The organism is Pseudonocardia sp. Cha107L01 (assembly GCF_052566575.1).
The window spans coordinates 6,573,277-6,587,945 of sequence record NZ_CP199579.1 but is presented as its reverse complement, the minus strand read 5'-3'; the positions used below and the strand labels follow the sequence as shown (position 1 = coordinate 6,587,945).

At 71.4% G+C, this 14,669-nt stretch carries 16 protein-coding genes and 1 pseudogene; 8 read left to right on the top strand and 9 right to left on the bottom strand.

Annotated features, from left to right (window positions below; all coding sequences use genetic code 11):
• Genes ACTXG6_RS31035 through ACTXG6_RS31020 form a run of 4 tightly spaced genes read right to left on the bottom strand, consistent with a single transcriptional unit; the run spans position 1 to position 5,136 of the window.
• Positions 1-1,404: an amidohydrolase family protein gene (locus tag ACTXG6_RS31035; RefSeq protein WP_445182955.1), complete on the bottom strand. Its 1,404-nt coding sequence runs from the start codon at positions 1,402-1,404 to the stop codon at positions 1-3.
• Entirely contained in the window at positions 1,401-3,728 is a 2,328-nt protein-coding gene (locus tag ACTXG6_RS31030; RefSeq protein ID WP_445182954.1) for a xanthine dehydrogenase family protein molybdopterin-binding subunit, read from the bottom strand. The genes ACTXG6_RS31035 and ACTXG6_RS31030 overlap by 4 nt, the downstream gene beginning before the upstream one ends.
• Positions 3,725-4,216 (bottom strand): (2Fe-2S)-binding protein, encoded by a 492-nt coding sequence (locus tag ACTXG6_RS31025; RefSeq protein WP_445182953.1) that lies wholly within the window; start codon positions 4,214-4,216, stop codon positions 3,725-3,727. Before ACTXG6_RS31025 ends, ACTXG6_RS31030 begins: the two co-directional genes overlap by 4 nt.
• Positions 4,213-5,136, bottom strand: coding sequence for an FAD binding domain-containing protein (locus ACTXG6_RS31020; RefSeq protein WP_445182952.1), 924 nt, complete (start codon positions 5,134-5,136; stop codon positions 4,213-4,215). The genes ACTXG6_RS31025 and ACTXG6_RS31020 overlap by 4 nt, the downstream gene beginning before the upstream one ends.
• Before the next feature lie 120 nt (positions 5,137-5,256).
• Between ACTXG6_RS31020 and ACTXG6_RS31015 the strand changes: the two genes are divergently transcribed.
• Entirely contained in the window at positions 5,257-6,465 is a 1,209-nt protein-coding gene (locus ACTXG6_RS31015) for a PucR family transcriptional regulator ligand-binding domain-containing protein (protein WP_445182951.1), read from the top strand.
• 9 nt (positions 6,466-6,474) lie between these two features.
• Here ACTXG6_RS31015 and ACTXG6_RS31010 read toward each other — a convergent pair whose 3' ends face one another.
• Positions 6,475-7,224, bottom strand: a complete 750-nt coding sequence (locus ACTXG6_RS31010) for an AfsR/SARP family transcriptional regulator (RefSeq protein WP_445182950.1) — start codon at positions 7,222-7,224, stop codon at positions 6,475-6,477.
• A 101-nt stretch (positions 7,225-7,325) separates the two neighbouring features.
• Here ACTXG6_RS31010 and ACTXG6_RS31005 point away from each other — a divergent pair, with 101 nt between their 5' ends.
• The 3 genes and pseudogenes from ACTXG6_RS31005 to ACTXG6_RS30995 all read left to right on the top strand — a co-directional run.
• Positions 7,326-7,487: a hypothetical protein gene (locus ACTXG6_RS31005; protein WP_445182949.1), complete on the top strand. Its 162-nt coding sequence runs from the start codon at positions 7,326-7,328 to the stop codon at positions 7,485-7,487.
• Positions 7,488-7,696: 209 nt separating this feature from the next.
• A complete protein-coding gene (locus tag ACTXG6_RS31000; protein WP_445182948.1) occupies positions 7,697-8,299 on the top strand; it encodes a response regulator transcription factor in 603 nt (200 codons plus the stop codon).
• A gap of 17 nt (positions 8,300-8,316) precedes the next feature.
• Positions 8,317-8,595 (top strand): annotated as a pseudogene (locus ACTXG6_RS30995) (amidase family protein); the annotation flags it as partial.
• 451 nt (positions 8,596-9,046) lie between these two features.
• Here ACTXG6_RS30995 and ACTXG6_RS30990 read toward each other — a convergent pair.
• The 3 genes from ACTXG6_RS30990 to ACTXG6_RS30980 all read right to left on the bottom strand — a co-directional run bounded on the left by ACTXG6_RS30990 (position 9,047) and on the right by ACTXG6_RS30980 (position 12,138).
• Positions 9,047-10,102: an aldo/keto reductase gene (locus tag ACTXG6_RS30990; RefSeq protein ID WP_445182947.1), complete on the bottom strand. Its 1,056-nt coding sequence runs from the start codon at positions 10,100-10,102 to the stop codon at positions 9,047-9,049.
• An 84-nt stretch (positions 10,103-10,186) separates the two neighbouring features.
• Positions 10,187-10,861: a DUF3558 domain-containing protein gene (locus ACTXG6_RS30985; RefSeq protein ID WP_445182946.1), complete on the bottom strand. Its 675-nt coding sequence runs from the start codon at positions 10,859-10,861 to the stop codon at positions 10,187-10,189.
• Positions 10,862-11,076: 215 nt separating this feature from the next.
• Entirely contained in the window at positions 11,077-12,138 is a 1,062-nt protein-coding gene (locus ACTXG6_RS30980) for an NAD-dependent epimerase/dehydratase family protein (protein ID WP_445182945.1), read from the bottom strand.
• Between the two features lie 348 nt (positions 12,139-12,486).
• Between ACTXG6_RS30980 and ACTXG6_RS30975 the strand changes: the two genes are divergently transcribed.
• The 4 genes from ACTXG6_RS30975 to ACTXG6_RS30960 all read left to right on the top strand — a co-directional run bounded on the left by ACTXG6_RS30975 (position 12,487) and on the right by ACTXG6_RS30960 (position 14,161).
• A complete protein-coding gene (locus ACTXG6_RS30975; RefSeq protein ID WP_445182944.1) occupies positions 12,487-12,612 on the top strand; it encodes a hypothetical protein in 126 nt (41 codons plus the stop codon).
• 88 nt (positions 12,613-12,700) lie between these two features.
• Positions 12,701-13,576: a GntR family transcriptional regulator gene (locus ACTXG6_RS30970; RefSeq protein ID WP_445182943.1), complete on the top strand. Its 876-nt coding sequence runs from the start codon at positions 12,701-12,703 to the stop codon at positions 13,574-13,576.
• A gap of 89 nt (positions 13,577-13,665) precedes the next feature.
• A complete protein-coding gene (locus tag ACTXG6_RS30965; protein ID WP_445182942.1) occupies positions 13,666-13,947 on the top strand; it encodes an SDR family NAD(P)-dependent oxidoreductase in 282 nt (93 codons plus the stop codon).
• Positions 13,948-13,987: 40 nt separating this feature from the next.
• Entirely contained in the window at positions 13,988-14,161 is a 174-nt protein-coding gene (locus ACTXG6_RS30960; RefSeq protein ID WP_445182941.1) for an SDR family oxidoreductase, read from the top strand.
• Positions 14,162-14,188: 27 nt separating this feature from the next.
• On the opposite strand, the gene ACTXG6_RS30955 is transcribed toward ACTXG6_RS30960, so the two are convergent.
• A complete protein-coding gene (locus ACTXG6_RS30955) occupies positions 14,189-14,641 on the bottom strand; it encodes an anti-sigma factor antagonist (RefSeq protein ID WP_445182940.1) in 453 nt (150 codons plus the stop codon).
• Between the last annotated feature and the right edge of the window lie 28 nt (positions 14,642-14,669).

The window sequence follows — 14,669 nt, the reverse complement described above, 5'->3', positions numbered from 1 at the left end:
TTACCGGATGCGGGAGCGCCAGGGTCGGTGGGCGAATCCCGAGGTGCCGGCCCGCACGGTGAGCGCGCTGGCCGCCTCGGCGCTGTGCGCGCGGATCCGGGTCTCGTCCATGGTCACCAGGTGTCCGTCGGCGACGACCAGCGCACCGTCCACGTAGACCCGGTCGACCTCGTCGCCGCGCCCGGAGTAGACCAGCGCGGACACCGGTTGGTGCACCGGGGTCAGGCACAGGTTCGACATGTCCAGTACCACCACGTCGGCCCGCTTGCCCGGTTCCAGTGAACCGATCCGGTCGCTCATGCCCAGTGCGGCGGCACCGCCCACGGTCGCCATCTCCAGCGCTTCCTCGGCGGTGAGGATCTCCGGGTCCCGGTGCACCCCCTTGTGCAGCAGCGCGGCGAACTTGAGCGCCTGGAGCATGCTGTGGTTGCTGCTGCTCGCCGGTCCGTCGGAGGCGAGGCCGACGGTGACGCCGCTACGCAGCATGGCCGGTATCGGGGCGAAGCCGGAGCCCAGGTAGAGGTTGCTGCACGGGTTGTGCGACACGGCGGTGCCGCTGGCGGCCAGCAGGGCGATGTCGGTGTCGTCGCACTGCACGCAGTGCACCGCGAGCAGGTCGGGACCGAGCAGCCCGGTCCGGTCCAGCAGCGGTACGTCCCGGACGCCGAACCGGCGCAGCGACTCGGTCACGTCGAAGTCCGACTCGGACACGTGCATGGTGACCAGCGCACCGGCATCGTCGGCCAGTGCGCGGGTCTCCCGCAGCGTCGGCTCGTCCACCGACCAGCTCATGCACGGCGCCAGCCCCGCCGTCACCCGGGAACCGGGGCGGTTCCACTCGCCGATGAGCCGCCCGGCGTCGGCCAGTGCGACGTCCAGCGGCTCGATCAGCGGCTCCGGGACGCCGACGTCGGCTCCGGCCGTGGCGTAGCCCCTGGCCACCACACCCCGGATGCCGATGTCGGTCATCGCCCTGGCCACCGCGTCCGCCAGCCCGGGTCGGGGATGGACGTACATGAAGTCCAGCAGGGTGGTGGTGCCGGTGGTCAATGCCTCGGCGCAGCCGTGCAGGGCGGCCGCGTAGCTGTCCCGCTCGGTGAGCTCGACAGCGCTGGGCCCGGTCATCGCGGTGAACCAGTCGGACAGCACCCGGTCGTCGCCGAGCCCCTTGAGCAGGGTCTGGAACAGGTGGGTGTGGGTGTTCACGAAGCCGGGCAGCACCAGCGAGCCCGTGCAGTCGACGACGTCCGCGTCCGGGTGGGCGGCTCGCACCTCGGCGTCCGGGCCGACCGACAGCAGCGCACCACTGTCCGGGGAGAACGCCACCGCACCCGGCCGCAGGATCCGCCGCTGGGGGTCCATGGTGACCACCGTCGCGCCGGCCAGCAGGACCTCGGCCGTCACGGGTTCTCCGGGAGCAGTTCGAGGACCCGCTCCGGGGTCCACGGGCCGTCCGAGCACAGGGTCACGCCGAGCGCGTCGGCCAGTGCATTGACCAGAGCACCGGGGGAGCCGGATGCCCCGCCCTCGCCGGCCCCCTTGATCCCGTACGGGTTGAGTGGTGTCGGGGACTCCATGTGCGAGGTGCGGATCCACGGCATGTCGCTGACGGTCGGCATCAGGTAGTCGTGCAGGGTCCGCGTCTTCGGCCGGGCCTGCTCGTCGTACACCAGCTCCTCGAAGAAGGTGCCGCCGAGGCCCTGGGCGACACCGCCGTGCACCTGGCCCTCCACGATCATCGGGTTGATCACGGTGCCGCAGTCGTGCACCACCACGTAGTCCAGGACCCGCACCTGCCCGGTTTCCGGGTCGACCTCGACCTTGGCGGCGTGGGTGGCGTTGGAGAACGCGATGCCGGGGACCTGGTGCTGGTGGGTGGCGGTGAGGTTCCAGTCCATGCCGTTGGGGAGCGGCGGGTTCCACGGCGTCGCGGCGGTGGCGATCTGGCCCAGTGACATGGAGGTGTCCGGGCTGCCCAGGGCGCGGGCCGCCCCGTCGTGCCACTCCAGGTCCGCCGGGTCGATCTCCAGCAGGTGCCCGGCGATGGCCAGTGCCTTGTGCTTGACCGCCTCGGCGGCCCGCCGGGCGGCGGCGCCCCCGATCGCGCCGCTGCGCGAGGCGAACGTACCGACGCCCTCGGTCACCACGTCGGTGTCCCCGTGCAGCACGGTCACGTCCGCGATGTCGATGTCCAGCTCGTCGGCGACCAGCTGGCTGAACGTGGTCACGTGACCCTGGCCGTGCGGCGAGGAGCCGGTCAGCACGGTCACCTTGCCGGCGCCATCCACCCGGACCACCGCGGACTCGTACGGACCGATCGCGGTCTCCTCCACGAAGCAGCAGAACCCGACGCCGAGGCGACGGCCCCGGTCCAGCGCCGCCCGCCGCTCGGCCTCGAGGTCGCCGTACCCGATCAGGTCGGCGGCCCGGCGCAGCGACTCCGGGTAGTCGCCGGTGTCGTAGACGACGTGCCCGGCGAGCACGATGTCGGTGCCCCGGTCGCTGGGCAGCTCGGCGGGGCCCAGCATGTTGCGCAGCCGCAGCTCCACCCGGTCCACGCCGAGGTCGGCCGCGATGATGTCCATCATCCGCTCCATGACCAGCGCGGCCTGCGGGTGACCGGCGCCCCGGTACACCGCCAGCGGGGTCTTGTTGGAGACCACGGTGTGTGCCCTCGCCCGGTAGTGCGGGATCCGGTAGGGGCCGCGCGTCATCGCCGAGGAGATCGACGCCGGGGTGGTGGCCAGGGTGCAGAACGCGGCCCCGTTGTTGGTCCAGGACTCCACGTCGAGTGCGGTGACCGTCCCGTCCCCGGCGACGGCGGCGCGCACCCGGTGCCGCTGCTCGCGGGCGTGGCTGGCGGCGACCAGGTGCTCGCGGCGGTCCTCGATCCACTTGACCGGGCGGCGCAGCCGACGGGTGAGCAGCGGCGCGAGGACCTCCTCGGGATAGAACTCGCACTTGCCGCCGAAACCGCCACCGACGTCCGGGGCGACCACCCGGATCCCGCTCTCCGGCACCGACAGCACCCCGGACAGGAACTGCCGGACCAGGTGCGGGAACTGCGTCGAGGTGTACAGCACCAGCCGGTCGGTCAGCGGGTCGACGTCGGCGACCACACCGCGGGTCTCCATCGGCACCGGCGCGTACCGGTGCACGGTGAACGTCTCCTGGTAGACGTGCTCGGCGGTGGCGAACGCCGCGTCCGGGTCGCCGACGTCCTGGTGCACCGTGTTGACCACGTTGCCGCCGAACTCTGGGTACAGCAGCGGGGCGTCCGGGGCGACCGCGCGCTCCAGGTCGGCCACCGCGGGCAGCTCCTGGTAGTCCACCTCGATCAGGGCCAGCGCGTCCTCGGCGAGATAGTCGTCGGTGGCCACCAGCGCGGCGACCGGCTCGCCGACGTAACGCACCACCCCGTCAGCGAGCACGGTCTGCAGCGCGGGACGGCTGTCGGGGTAGACGTCGATGCAGGGCAGCGGGGTGACCTCGGCCCGGATGTCGTCGAAGGTCAGCACGGCCACCACGCCTTCGGCGGCGAGCGCGGCGGAGGTGTCGATGCGGGTGATCCGCGCGTGTGGCACCGGGGAGCGCAGCACCGCGAGGCTGACCGTGCCGGGCAGTGCGATGTCGGCGACATAGCGCCCCCGGCCGAGGAGCAGCCGGGGGTCCTCCCGGCGGAGTACCGCGCCGCCGACGTACTTCGGGCGGGCCGGGGTCACGGTCATCGGGAGCCGCCCTCGGCCAGCCCGGCCGCCTGTCGCCCGGCCCGCAGGATGTTCTGGTAGCCGGTGCACCGGCACAGGTGCCCGTCGAGGGTGTCCACCAGTTCGTCCTCCGTCGGATGTGGGTCGGCGGTGAGCAGCGCGGTCAGCGACACCACAAAACCCGGTGTGCAGAAGCCGCACTGCATGCCGTGGTTGTCCTGGAAGGCCTGCTGCACCGCGGTCAGTTCGCCGTCCGGGGAGATGCCCTCGATGGTGGTGACGGCGCAGCCGTCGGCCTGGGCGGCGAACAGCAGGCAGGCGCGCACCGGGGCACCGTCCAGCAGCACGGTGCAGGCGCCGCAGGTGCCGTGGGCGCAGCCCAGGTGCGTGCCGGTCAGCCGCAGCTGCTCGCGCAGGTAGTCCGACAACAGCGTCCGCGGCGCCACCTCGGCGCGGTGGTCGACCCCGTTGACCACCAGGTGCACCGGCACGCCAGGTTGTTCGGTCATGCCGCTCCCTCCTCGACCCGCGCCGCTCGACCGGAGCCGGCCGCGCGGTGGCCGGCGGCCGGGTCCAGTGCGGAGTCCAGTGCCGAGACGAGTGCGCGCCGCACCACCACCGGCAGGACCCGGCGGCGGTAGTCCGCGCCCGACCGGGCGTTGACGTGCGCGGACACGTCCGCGTGCGCCCGTGCCGCGGCCGCGGGCATCGCCGACGTGGCGGCCGGTCGGCCGGCGAGTGCCGCTTCCACGTCGTGCTGCCGCACCGGCACACCGCTCATCCCGGACACGGCGACGCGCGCGTCCACGACCTCGCCGTCGTGCACGGTGAGCTGGGCGGCCGCCCCGAGCAGCGGCCAGTCCCGTGCCTTGCGGGTGATCTCGTGGAACGCGGCGCCGGTGCCCGGGGGCGCGCACGGGAAGCGCACCTCGGTGACCAGCTCGGTGGCGGCCGTGGCGGTGGCGAACTCACCGAGGAAGAACTCCGCCGCGCGCACCCGTCGCTCACCGTGCGGCCCGACGAGGGTGAACTCGGCGTCCAGCGCCAGCGCGACAGCGGGGAGCTCGGATGCGGGGTCGTGGTGGACCAGGTTGCCGACCACGGTGCCCCGGGAGCGCACCTGCACGTGTGACACCTGCCTGAGTGCCGCGGCGACCAGTGGAGCCCTGTCCCGCACCAGCGCGGAGCCGAGCGCATCGGCCTGGCGCGCGGTGGCACCTACGACCACGTAGCCGTCCCGCTCGGCGATCAGGTCGAGGCCCGCCACCCGGTTGATGTCGACCAGGGTCTCCGGGCTGGTCAGCCGCAGGTTCATCAGGGGGACCAGGCTCTGCCCACCGGCGAGGACCCTGGCGCCGCCCTCGGCCAACGCCGCGACGGCCTCGGCCACCGTGCTCGGCCGGACGTAACGGAAGGGAGGGGGTTTCATAACGCTCCGTCCAGTGCTGCCGCTGTCTCGTCCGCGCCGACGAATCGCCCCATTGTGGAGGGCTCCCGGGCGCAGCACTATGGACGTTATGTCAGCGAATAACCATGTTGAGCGGTCAGATTGACCGGAGCACTCACCCTGGGCGAGATCCTCGAGCTGGACGTGGTCCGCCGGACCCGGCCGGTGCTGCTGCACGGTGAGCACGGTCTTGACCGGCCGGTGCGCTGGGTGCACACGAGCGAGCTCGCCGAGGCCGCGTTGCTGCTCAAGGGCGGTGAGTTGCTGTTGACCACCGGGCTCGGGCTGGTGGGGCGGGGCGCGGTCGGGCAGCGCGCCTATGTCGCCGCGCTGGCGGAACGGCGTGCGGCCGCACTGGCGATCGAGCTCGGCTGGACCTTCTCCGAGGTACCGGCGGCGCTCGTCGAAGCCGCCCGGCAGTACGACCTACCGTTGCTCGCACTGCGCGAGATCGTCCCGTTCGTGGAGATCACCGAGCGGGCGCAGACCGCGATCCTGGAGCGGCGGACACCGCTGCCGGCCGGCCCGGACGACGGCGTCCGGGAGCGCAGGCGCCGCCTGGTGCAGGACCTCGAGTCCGGCCAGCGGCAGGACGGAGCCGAGTTGGCCGAGCGTGCCGGCGCGGCCGGCGTGCCCCTGACCGTCGAAGGGCCCTACCTCGCGGTGGCGGTGCGCGGCTTCCCGAACGGGGACGACACCGCGGTGGTGCACGCGGTCGAGGTCGCCCTGCGCCCGTATCGAGCGCTGGTCAGCGGGGTGGACGGGGACGTGCTGGCAGTCGTGCACGGCACCGCGGCCGAGGCCACCGGCCGGGCGGTGCTGGATGCGGTGGACCAGTTGGCCGACCAGCGCGGTGCGGCGCGGTCCGCGCGGGTGGTGACCGGGCCGGTGGTGCAGCGGCTGCCCGAGGCGGGCCGCTCGATCACCGACGCGCGCCGGGCGCTGTCGTTGGCCGCCGGCCTCGGGCTGCCCGAGAGACGTCTCGCCGCGCCCCTGATGTCCGCCCGGCTGATCCTGGACCAGCTGGCCGGCGGTGCGCTGGCTCGGCGGCTGGTCCGGGAGGAGATCGGGCCGTTGATCGAGCACGACCGCCGGCACGGCACCGCGCTGGTCGACACGCTCCGCGCGTTCCTCATCCACGGCTCCAACAAGGTCGCGACCGCCGCCGCGCTGCACGTGCGCAGACAGACCCTCTACCAGCGGCTGGCCCGCATCACCGCGCTCGTCGGCGACGTTGGTGTGCCGCGTCGGCACACCAATCTGATACTCGCCGTGGAACTGCGAGCGGTGCGCCCCGAGGAGCGTCCCTGAGTAGCGGGCTTATCCGGACTGGCCGCCTCGCAACAGGCGCACGTGCAGCGCGGCGAGGGTCGGGCTGGGGGAGGCGCCGAGCTCCTCGCGGAGTGTGCCGCGCAGTTGTTGGTAGACCTGTAGCGCCGCGCCGTGGTCGCCGCGTCCGGCGAGGGCGCGCATGAGCAGGTGGTAGCCGCGTTCGGCGAGTGGGTCGGTGTCGATGAGTCGGCGTGCGCAGCGCTCGGCGCTGGGCAGCTCGGCTCCGCCGAGCTCGAGGCAGGCCTGGGCGTAGCAGGCGGTGGCGTCCTGGTGTAGGCGGCGGGATCGGGCGCGGAGCTGGTGGACCCAGTCCGCGTCGAACTCGGGCAGGAACTCCCGCTGGGTGATGAACACCGCGCTGAGTGCCTGGGTCCACGCGCGGCGCCAGTCGCCGACCGCGGTGGCGCCGTGTGCGTCGTGCAGGGCGGCCGTGGCGCGGTCGGTGTCGACCAGCGTGCCCGTGGGCAGCAGCAGCTGGAGGCTGGCGCGTCCGGCGATCTCGGCCGGAGCCAGGACCCGGCGGGTCTTCGACAGCAGCGCCGCGAAGCTGGCCGCCGCCCCCGGACCGGGCTGGCCGGGCAGCCAGAGCAGGTCGATCAGGGAGCCACGCTCGGCGGGTGTGTGGGAGTGGCTGGCCAGGTAGGCCACCAGTAGTCGGCCCCGCCGGCCCGGCAGCTGCTGATCGACCGCATGCCCGCCGATCTCGATGGTGAACCGCCCGTGCAGCTGGATACGCACGGCAACATCTTGGCAAGGTTTCCGCCATCGGGCCGCAAGTTCAGACCAAGACCCGAGGCCATACTGGCGACCCGACGTTGCGACCAACAAAGGAGTCGGTCATGCAGCACCAGGTCAGTTGCGAATGTGGGTACCGCGCTCGCGAGGAGGACGAGGACATCCTGGTCAAGACGGTCCTCACGCACGTCAACGATGCCCACCCCGACCTCGTCGGCGAGGTCACCCCCGAGGTGGTGCGAGGCTGGGTCGAGCTCGTGCCCTAGTGCACAGCGCTGCCTGGCCGCCTGAACCGCGAGCCGCGGGTCTCCCGACGCGGAGTTGACCACGGTGCCGGAAAGAAGCTTCTGGGCCGTTCACGCACCGTCCGATGCTCGCGGTCGTTGCCTTAGGTAGGCCGCCACCCGCGGCGGCCCGAGTTTGCGCGCCGGTCCGGACCGTGCAACACGTGCCGCGGTGTGAGGGAGGGGCCCCTGTGACGACGGTTCTGGTCTGTGACGATCGCCGTAATGTTCGCGAGGGGCTGACGCGGGTGATGGCCGCGGTGGCGGGGGTGCAGTCGATCGACTGTGTGGCGCAGGGCGACGAACTGCTGTCCCGCTACGCCCGGCAACCGGTGGATCTCGTGCTGGTGGGGACCCAACGGGCGGTCGCGGCCGGCGTCGTGTCGACCCGTCGACTCGTTGCGGCGCATCCGAAGGCCAACGTCATCGTGTTCGGTTCGCCCGAGGACGCCGGCGCCATCATCGCGGCCATCGCCGGGGGAGCTCGTGGTTTCCTGCGTTGGGACAGCTCGCGTCCCGACCTGGTCGCCAGCCTGGCCCACACGCTGACCAGCACAGGGGTGCTGCCCGGGGGGCCTCGGGCTCCCAAAGAACAGGGCTCACGGCTGAGTGACCGGGAGCTGCAGGTGCTGGTCGGGATGAGCCAGGGCAACAGCAACGGCGAGATCGGCCGCTCGCTGTTCCTGGCCGAGGACACCGTGAAAACCCACGCCCGACGGATGTTCCGCAAGCTCGGCGTGAAAGACCGTGCCGAGGCTGTGGCGCACGGATTCCGCCAGGGTCTGGTGTCCTAGAGCCTGTCTCCCAGCTCATTCAGCCGGCTGCGCGGTGTCCTAGCCGCGCCGCGTCCGAGATTTTCGACCGGGCGCTCGCGGCGGCGCGGGAGGCCGACGCCGCCCGCGCCCGAGGCGACGTGCGGCCGCTCCTCGGCATTCCGATGACGGTCAAGGAGTCGTACAACGTCGCCGGCCTGCCGACCACCTGGGGTATGCCGTGGTTCCGTGATTTCACCGCGAGCGAGGATGCCCTGGCCGTTGCCCGCGTCAAGGCGGCCGGCGCCGTCATCCTCGGTAAGACGAACGTCCCGCTCGCGCCTAGGACCGCTGAGGTGGTGGCTGAGCTGTGCGTTCCGCTGAGCGACTTGATGTGACCGACTCTCACTGCGGGGACTCGCGGTCATGATCGACAGGCCGCCGCCCGCCGCCATGCCGCGATAGCCACAGTCGGTGACCGGCAGATCGACTCAGGCCGCTGACCTGGGGGTGGGCTGCGTCGAGGTCGACCTGAGTCCGGATCTCGGCGAAAAATTCCGGACTGACGTTGGCCTCGGTGACAAGGGACGCGCCAGTCGCGCCAGGATCGACACCAGGCCGCCCTCTCGGTGACGCGGCGTTACCCCTCAGTGCCGCGGCGGTGGTTGTGACCGTGCCCCCTCAACGTGGCTGGCCATACCTACATCTCCGGATTCTGGAGCGGGCAGACGCAACAACAGACCAGAAACTCTGCCCAACTGCCAAAGTTCCCACACCCGAGGACGCCCTCTAGGCGATGGGGCGGCGGCGCAGCGACGGGTCCTCCAGCTCTGGGGGCAGGTACCCCGCGTCCGCCCGGGCCAGGGTCACCCCGGGTGGCACGATTCGGTCGATCTCGTCCAGCACCTCGGTGGACAGCACCACGTCGGCCGCCCCCAGCTGCGACTCCAGCTGCTCCATGGTGCGCGGTCCGATGATCGGCGAAGTCACCGCCGGGTGCGCCAGCACGAACGCCAACGCCAGGTGGATGAGCGAGATGCCCTCCTTGTCGGCCAGGTCGCCCAGCGCGTCGGCGGCGTCCAGCTTGCGCTGGTTCTCCGGGCTGGCCAGGTCGTACCGACTGGGCATCCGCTCGGCGCGCCGCGACATCGGGATGTCCCGCCCCTTGCGGTACGCGCCGGTCAACCAGCCCCCGGCCAGCGGGCTCCAGGGCAGCACACCCATGTCGTAGCGCTGCGCGACCGGCAGGACGTCCGCTTCGATGCCCCGCACCAGTATCGAGTACGGCGGCTGCTCGGTGGCGAACCGGCCGAGCCCGCGCCGCTCGGCGACCCAGTGCGCCTCGACCAGTTGGTGCGCCGGGAAGGTGGAGCAGCCGAAGGCCCGGATCTTGCCCTGGCTCCGCAGGTCGGTGAGCGCGGACAGCGTCTCCTCCACATCGGTGTGCCGGTCCGGCCGGTGCACCTGGTAGAGGTCGATCCAGTCGGTGCCCAGTCGGCGCAGGCTGTTCTCCACCTCTCGGATCACCCAGCGGCGCGAGTTGCCCCGCTTGTTCGGGTCGCCGCCTGGCTGTCCCATCGCCACGTCCATCGGGCCGTGGAACTTGGTCGCCAGGATCACGTCGTCCCGCCGGCCACCGGCGAGCGCCTTGCCTACGATGACCTCGGACTCGCCCAGTGAGTAGACATCGGCGGTGTCGATGAAGTTGATGCCGGCGTCCAGCGCCCGGTGGATGATCCTGATCGAGGCGTCATGGTCCGGCTCCCCCCAGGCCCCGAACATCATCGCGCCCAGGCACAGCGGGCTGACCTGCATTCCGGTACGTCCAAGGCCTCGGTAGTCCATACCTCGACATTAGTGTCCCGCGCCCGGCCCGGCCGGCCCGAGACCTTGTGTGGGACCGGACCTGAGTTTGCCAGTGTGGCGGGATCAGTGCCGCCGGGTCTGCAGTGTCTGGATCATCAGGTCGGCGGCTTGGGCGGCCTTCTGGCAGGCCAGGGGATGGGTGGACGTGGCACTGTTCGGGTTGTTGGGGCCGCCGACGTAGGCGACGAGCAGGGTCTGTCCCCCGGCGATGTCGATGTACAGCTCACAGGTGTGGGTGGGGTCGGCGGTCGGGTCGCTGGTCTGTACCGCGGGGAACCCGGCGACGTGGACCACCTGAGCGTGCGGGTCGCCCAGCGCGGTCGCCGCGCTCTCGTAGATGAGGGCGCGGGTGATCCAGGTGTCGGTAGCCGAGGGGGTGGCCCACACGCACTCGGCGTTCCCGAGCACGGGGTCGCCGTAGGGGCTACCCGCGCCCACGCCCAGTTGGGTGATCTGGGCACCAGCCAAGAGCCCGCACGGCTCGACACGGATCAAGGACAGGTCCGAGGGGCGGGGCGGAAGCACCGGTGCCCGGCTGGGTTCACTGGCCGCGCTCGACGCCGGAGTGGCCGAACCCGGCGCGCTGCCGGTTCCCGATCCGCAGCTCGCCGTGCAGCAGAGCAACCCCGCTGCGACCACCGCCAGCCACACCCGCCTGCCCCGTGCCGGACCCGGAGCGCTCAACTGAGGACCTGGCCGCACCGCCCAGCACCTGTCGTCGGTCGGCGGGCTGCCCATCACGCCGCTCCTCCCGATCCGACGCCGGTACGGCCACGCGGATGCGCGCCGAGCGAGGCCCTCAGAGACCTGGCATCCCGCCCCGACACCGCGGGTCACCGGCACCGGGGCACCGCACACGAGTTGCCAACCCGGCGGCGCGACGTTGCAATCCTGGGCCCAAATCCAGGTTACCTGGGCGGTGGGTGGGCTGGCTGAGAGGCCGACGGCGTGCGTCAGTGGGCATACGAGCCGGACTCGACGTCGCGCAGGATGTCGGTGCGGGACGGCGACCAGTCGAGGAGTTGGCGGGTCTGCCGCGAGGACATGCGCTTGTTCAGCGACACACTGATGCCGAACCCGGCGCTGGGCGGCGGTGAGAAGGAGTTGCCGATCCTGCGGACGGTGTTCACCGAGAGCCGTTTGGTGAGGGTGAGTCCCACCCGCGCGGCCGGGTTCATACCGAGCATCCGCTCCAGTGAGAGGTGCTCGGTCCGCTCGCCCGCTCCGATCATCCGGTTGATCGCCAACGCCAGGTCGCGCTGGCTGACCTCGTCGACGGCGCCGTGCAGGAGCGCCCCGTGCGGCGCGCGTTCCACGGCCAGGCAGTACAGCTCAGCGAGATCCTCGACGTGCACGTAGCTCTGCAGGGTGCCGCCGCTGCCCCAGTGTGCCGCGCGGCCGTCCGTCCGTGCGCGGTTGATCAGGGCGGCGATGTCGGAGTTCCCGCCGCGCCCATACACCAGGCCGGGCCTGACGACGATCCCGCGCACGCCCGGCTGGGCGAGAACGGCTCGTTCGGTCTCGACACGGGCCGCCATCGAGTCACCGAACCCGGCGACGAGCAGCGGGTGTACGCCCGAGGCGGCGAACACGGATGGGGGAAGCGGCAGCGGGGCGTCCTCGGCGTAGACAGTATCGGTCGCGTCTCCGCCGTTGAAGGTGCCGAAGACCGCCGAGCCGCTGGTGAACACCAGAGCACCACCGTGACCAGCGAGAGCCTCTCCCATCGCGCGGACGGCCTCGCGGTCACGGGCGAAGGTGGCGGCGTTGTCCCCGCTCGACGCACCGACACTGGCGGTGCTGACCACGGCGTCCGGGCGGGATTCGGTGATAGCGGCGGCCAGGCTGGCCACGTCGCCGAAGTCGCCCATGGCGGGCTCGATGCCGCGCTGGCGCAGTGCCGCCGCCGATCGCGCCGATCGGGCGAGGCCGAGGACCTCGTGCCCTCTGGCAGCGAGTGTGTCGGCGGCGACCGCGCCGATGTAACCGGTGGCGCCGGTGACGAGAACCTTCATGGTGTTCCTTCCCGCGGTGGGGGCGTGGCCGAATCGCAACTATACGCTGTACAAGTCTCTGGGCAGAATAGTGACTATACGACGTACAGTGGTCAAGCTCTGGTGAGCCAATGCACACGGTGACAGCCGGGGCGGGCAGGCGGAGCGGGCAGTCGGAGTCGACCGGCTCAGTGGTCGCGGCCGGGGGTTCCATCGTCGCAGGTGGTTGGCGGGTTAATCCGTGGGAGCTAGCGTCCACTGAAATCGGGTCGCCCAGATCTGCGAGTGATTTGACGAACGGGGATTGCATCCTTCCGAGTTTCGCAAATCGAAATTGCATTGCCAGAACGGTAGGGGTTGGGCCGCCGCGTGGTCTCCGTCCCCGTGATCGGGATCGCCTTCGGGATCAGCCTGCTCGTGGGCGTCTCGCTGGGTGCTATCCGGCCGTCCGCGGCGGCCAGGCTCTGCCCGATGGACGCCCTGCGACACTGGTGAGAACGACACTAGTGAGAACAGGGCTACCGCTCGGGCAGAGTGATCGTCGGGGTACGCTCGGAGTCACTTGTTGACTTTTGGAGGTTCGATGGCACGCCCTCGAGCGACCCAGGTCGGTCCGCCCGGCGACATCGGCCTGCGTGGCGACATCGGCCCGCGTGGCGAGGTCGGCCCGCGCGGCGAGGCCGGTCCGATGTCCCGTCCCAAGGTCGCCGACCGGATGATCTCGCTGCTGCGTGCCGAGATCGTCAGCGGGGCGTTGCCCCGGGGCGCCCGGCTACCCCCGGAGCGAGAGCTCGCGCAGCGGTTCGGGGTCAGCGGCCCGACGGTGCGGGAGGCGATCCGGGGGCTCTCGGCGCTGGGGCTGGTCGAGGTGCGGCACGGCAGTGGTGCCTACGTCGCGCCGAACATCGACGGCATCGTGGCCGTCTCCCTCGGCGCGCTGGTGCAGCTCGAGGAGGTCGGCGTGGAGGAGTTGATCCGGCTCTGCGCCGTGCTGAACGGGTACGCCGCTCGGCTGGCCGTCGAGCGGGCCACCGACGAGGAGATCGCGGTCATCCGGAGGGCCGCCCAGGCCACCATCGCCGGTGACAGCGTGGATGACATCGCGAACGCGATCACCACCTTCCTCACCTCGTTCGGCGAAGCGGCGCATGACCGGCTGCTCGCCGCGCTCATCCGGTTCCTGGTGAACCTGGTGACCGAGCTGGAGGTCGGCAGCTACGAGCAGCAGTCGGCGGAGTTCTGGCGCCGCTGGTCGGCCTCGGCCGGGTCGCTGCGGCTGGCCATGGTGGAGCGGCTGGAGGAGCGCGACGCGGAGCGGCTGGTCGCGGTGGTGGCCGAGTACCACGACGTGGTGGTGGAGCGGATCAAGACCGTGCCGGCGCTGCGCGACGCCCGGCTGTCCGATCCGACGCTGGCGTCGTTCCTGGCCCGGGTGGTGGCCGACTCCAGCAGGGGCTGAGCTCCGCCGGTCCGGGCGGACAGGTCCGATCCGGGACAGAACTGCGGGCATAATTCAACAAGTCACTTTACATCTACATCGAAGTGCACATGGGTCGTTCAACGAGGAGCGTGGGCACGGGCGTCCAGTTGGCAGACAAGATCGTCCTGGTCACCGGCGCGGCCGGCGGAGTGGGCAGGGTCGTCGCCGCCCGGATGGCGGCGGAGGGTGCGAAGACGGTGCTGTTGGCCGACCTCGCGCCCGAACCGTTGACCGAGGCCGCGGCCTCGATCGAGGCGGCAGGGGCTCTCGGCGGAGTCTATCGTGGCCGATCTGGGCAGTGCCGAACGTGCCGGACGGGGTCTGGGCCAGCGAGATCGCTCTGCACATGAACGCCTCGTTCTACCTGGGTCGGGGGCTCGCCGCCCGTCCATGGCACGGCTGCGCGACCACTTCCCGCCCGCCCCGCTGGACCGGATCGCCACACCGAAGGATGTCGCCGCCGCCTTCGTCTTCCTCGCCTCGGACAACGCCGGCTACATCACCGGCCACAACCTGGTGGTCGACGGCGGCACCTCGATTTGGATGCGGACCCCGAATGACTGATGGGGACGGTCGAGACGCATCGGCTGTTCAGTGTGCGGTGTGCAGGGCGTGCTCGACGCTGCTGTACAACGCGAGGAGCTTGTCGAGGCCGGTCAGCTCGATCGGGTGGACGACCGGTCGGTTCTGGTTGACCACGAGGCGCAGCGGCTCGCCGCGGCCGCCCGCCGCCCGGGTCGCATCGACGAGGGCGTGCAGGCCGGACGAGGCAAGGAAGGTCACCCCGGTCAGGTCGACCACCAGCGGACCCAGGTCGGTGTCCGCGTCGGCCACCTGCTCCAGGCCGTCGGTCACGGCCGCGCGGAACCAGGTGGTGGTGCGAATGTCGATCTCGCCGGCCACCGAGACCACCAGCGCCTTTCGGTCACCGTGGTCGATGTGGACGGTGCCGATGCGGATGAGTTGTTCCTCGGGCGGTCCGACACCGGGGCCGACGCCGATCCCCGTTCTGCCCGGGAGGGTCGCGGCATGGGATTCCTGCACGGCGGCACCGTAAACAGCGCACGTACCG

Coding starts and splice junctions, on each gene's coding strand:
- ACTXG6_RS31030 (WP_445182954.1), bottom strand. CDS start 3,728: ATGACCGTGACCCCGGCCCGCCCGAAGTACGTCGGCGGCGCGGTACTC.
- ACTXG6_RS31025 (WP_445182953.1), bottom strand. CDS start 4,216: ATGACCGAACAACCTGGCGTGCCGGTGCACCTGGTGGTCAACGGGGTC.
- ACTXG6_RS31020 (WP_445182952.1), bottom strand. CDS start 5,136: ATGAAACCCCCTCCCTTCCGTTACGTCCGGCCGAGCACGGTGGCCGAG.
- ACTXG6_RS31005 (WP_445182949.1), top strand. CDS start 7,326: ATGCAGCACCAGGTCAGTTGCGAATGTGGGTACCGCGCTCGCGAGGAG.
- ACTXG6_RS30990 (WP_445182947.1), bottom strand. CDS start 10,102: ATGGACTACCGAGGCCTTGGACGTACCGGAATGCAGGTCAGCCCGCTG.
- ACTXG6_RS30985 (WP_445182946.1), bottom strand. CDS start 10,861: ATGGGCAGCCCGCCGACCGACGACAGGTGCTGGGCGGTGCGGCCAGGT.
- ACTXG6_RS30980 (WP_445182945.1), bottom strand. CDS start 12,138: ATGAAGGTTCTCGTCACCGGCGCCACCGGTTACATCGGCGCGGTCGCC.
- ACTXG6_RS30970 (WP_445182943.1), top strand. CDS start 12,701: ATGGCACGCCCTCGAGCGACCCAGGTCGGTCCGCCCGGCGACATCGGC.
- ACTXG6_RS30965 (WP_445182942.1), top strand. CDS start 13,666: ATGGGTCGTTCAACGAGGAGCGTGGGCACGGGCGTCCAGTTGGCAGAC.
- ACTXG6_RS30960 (WP_445182941.1), top strand. CDS start 13,988: ATGGCACGGCTGCGCGACCACTTCCCGCCCGCCCCGCTGGACCGGATC.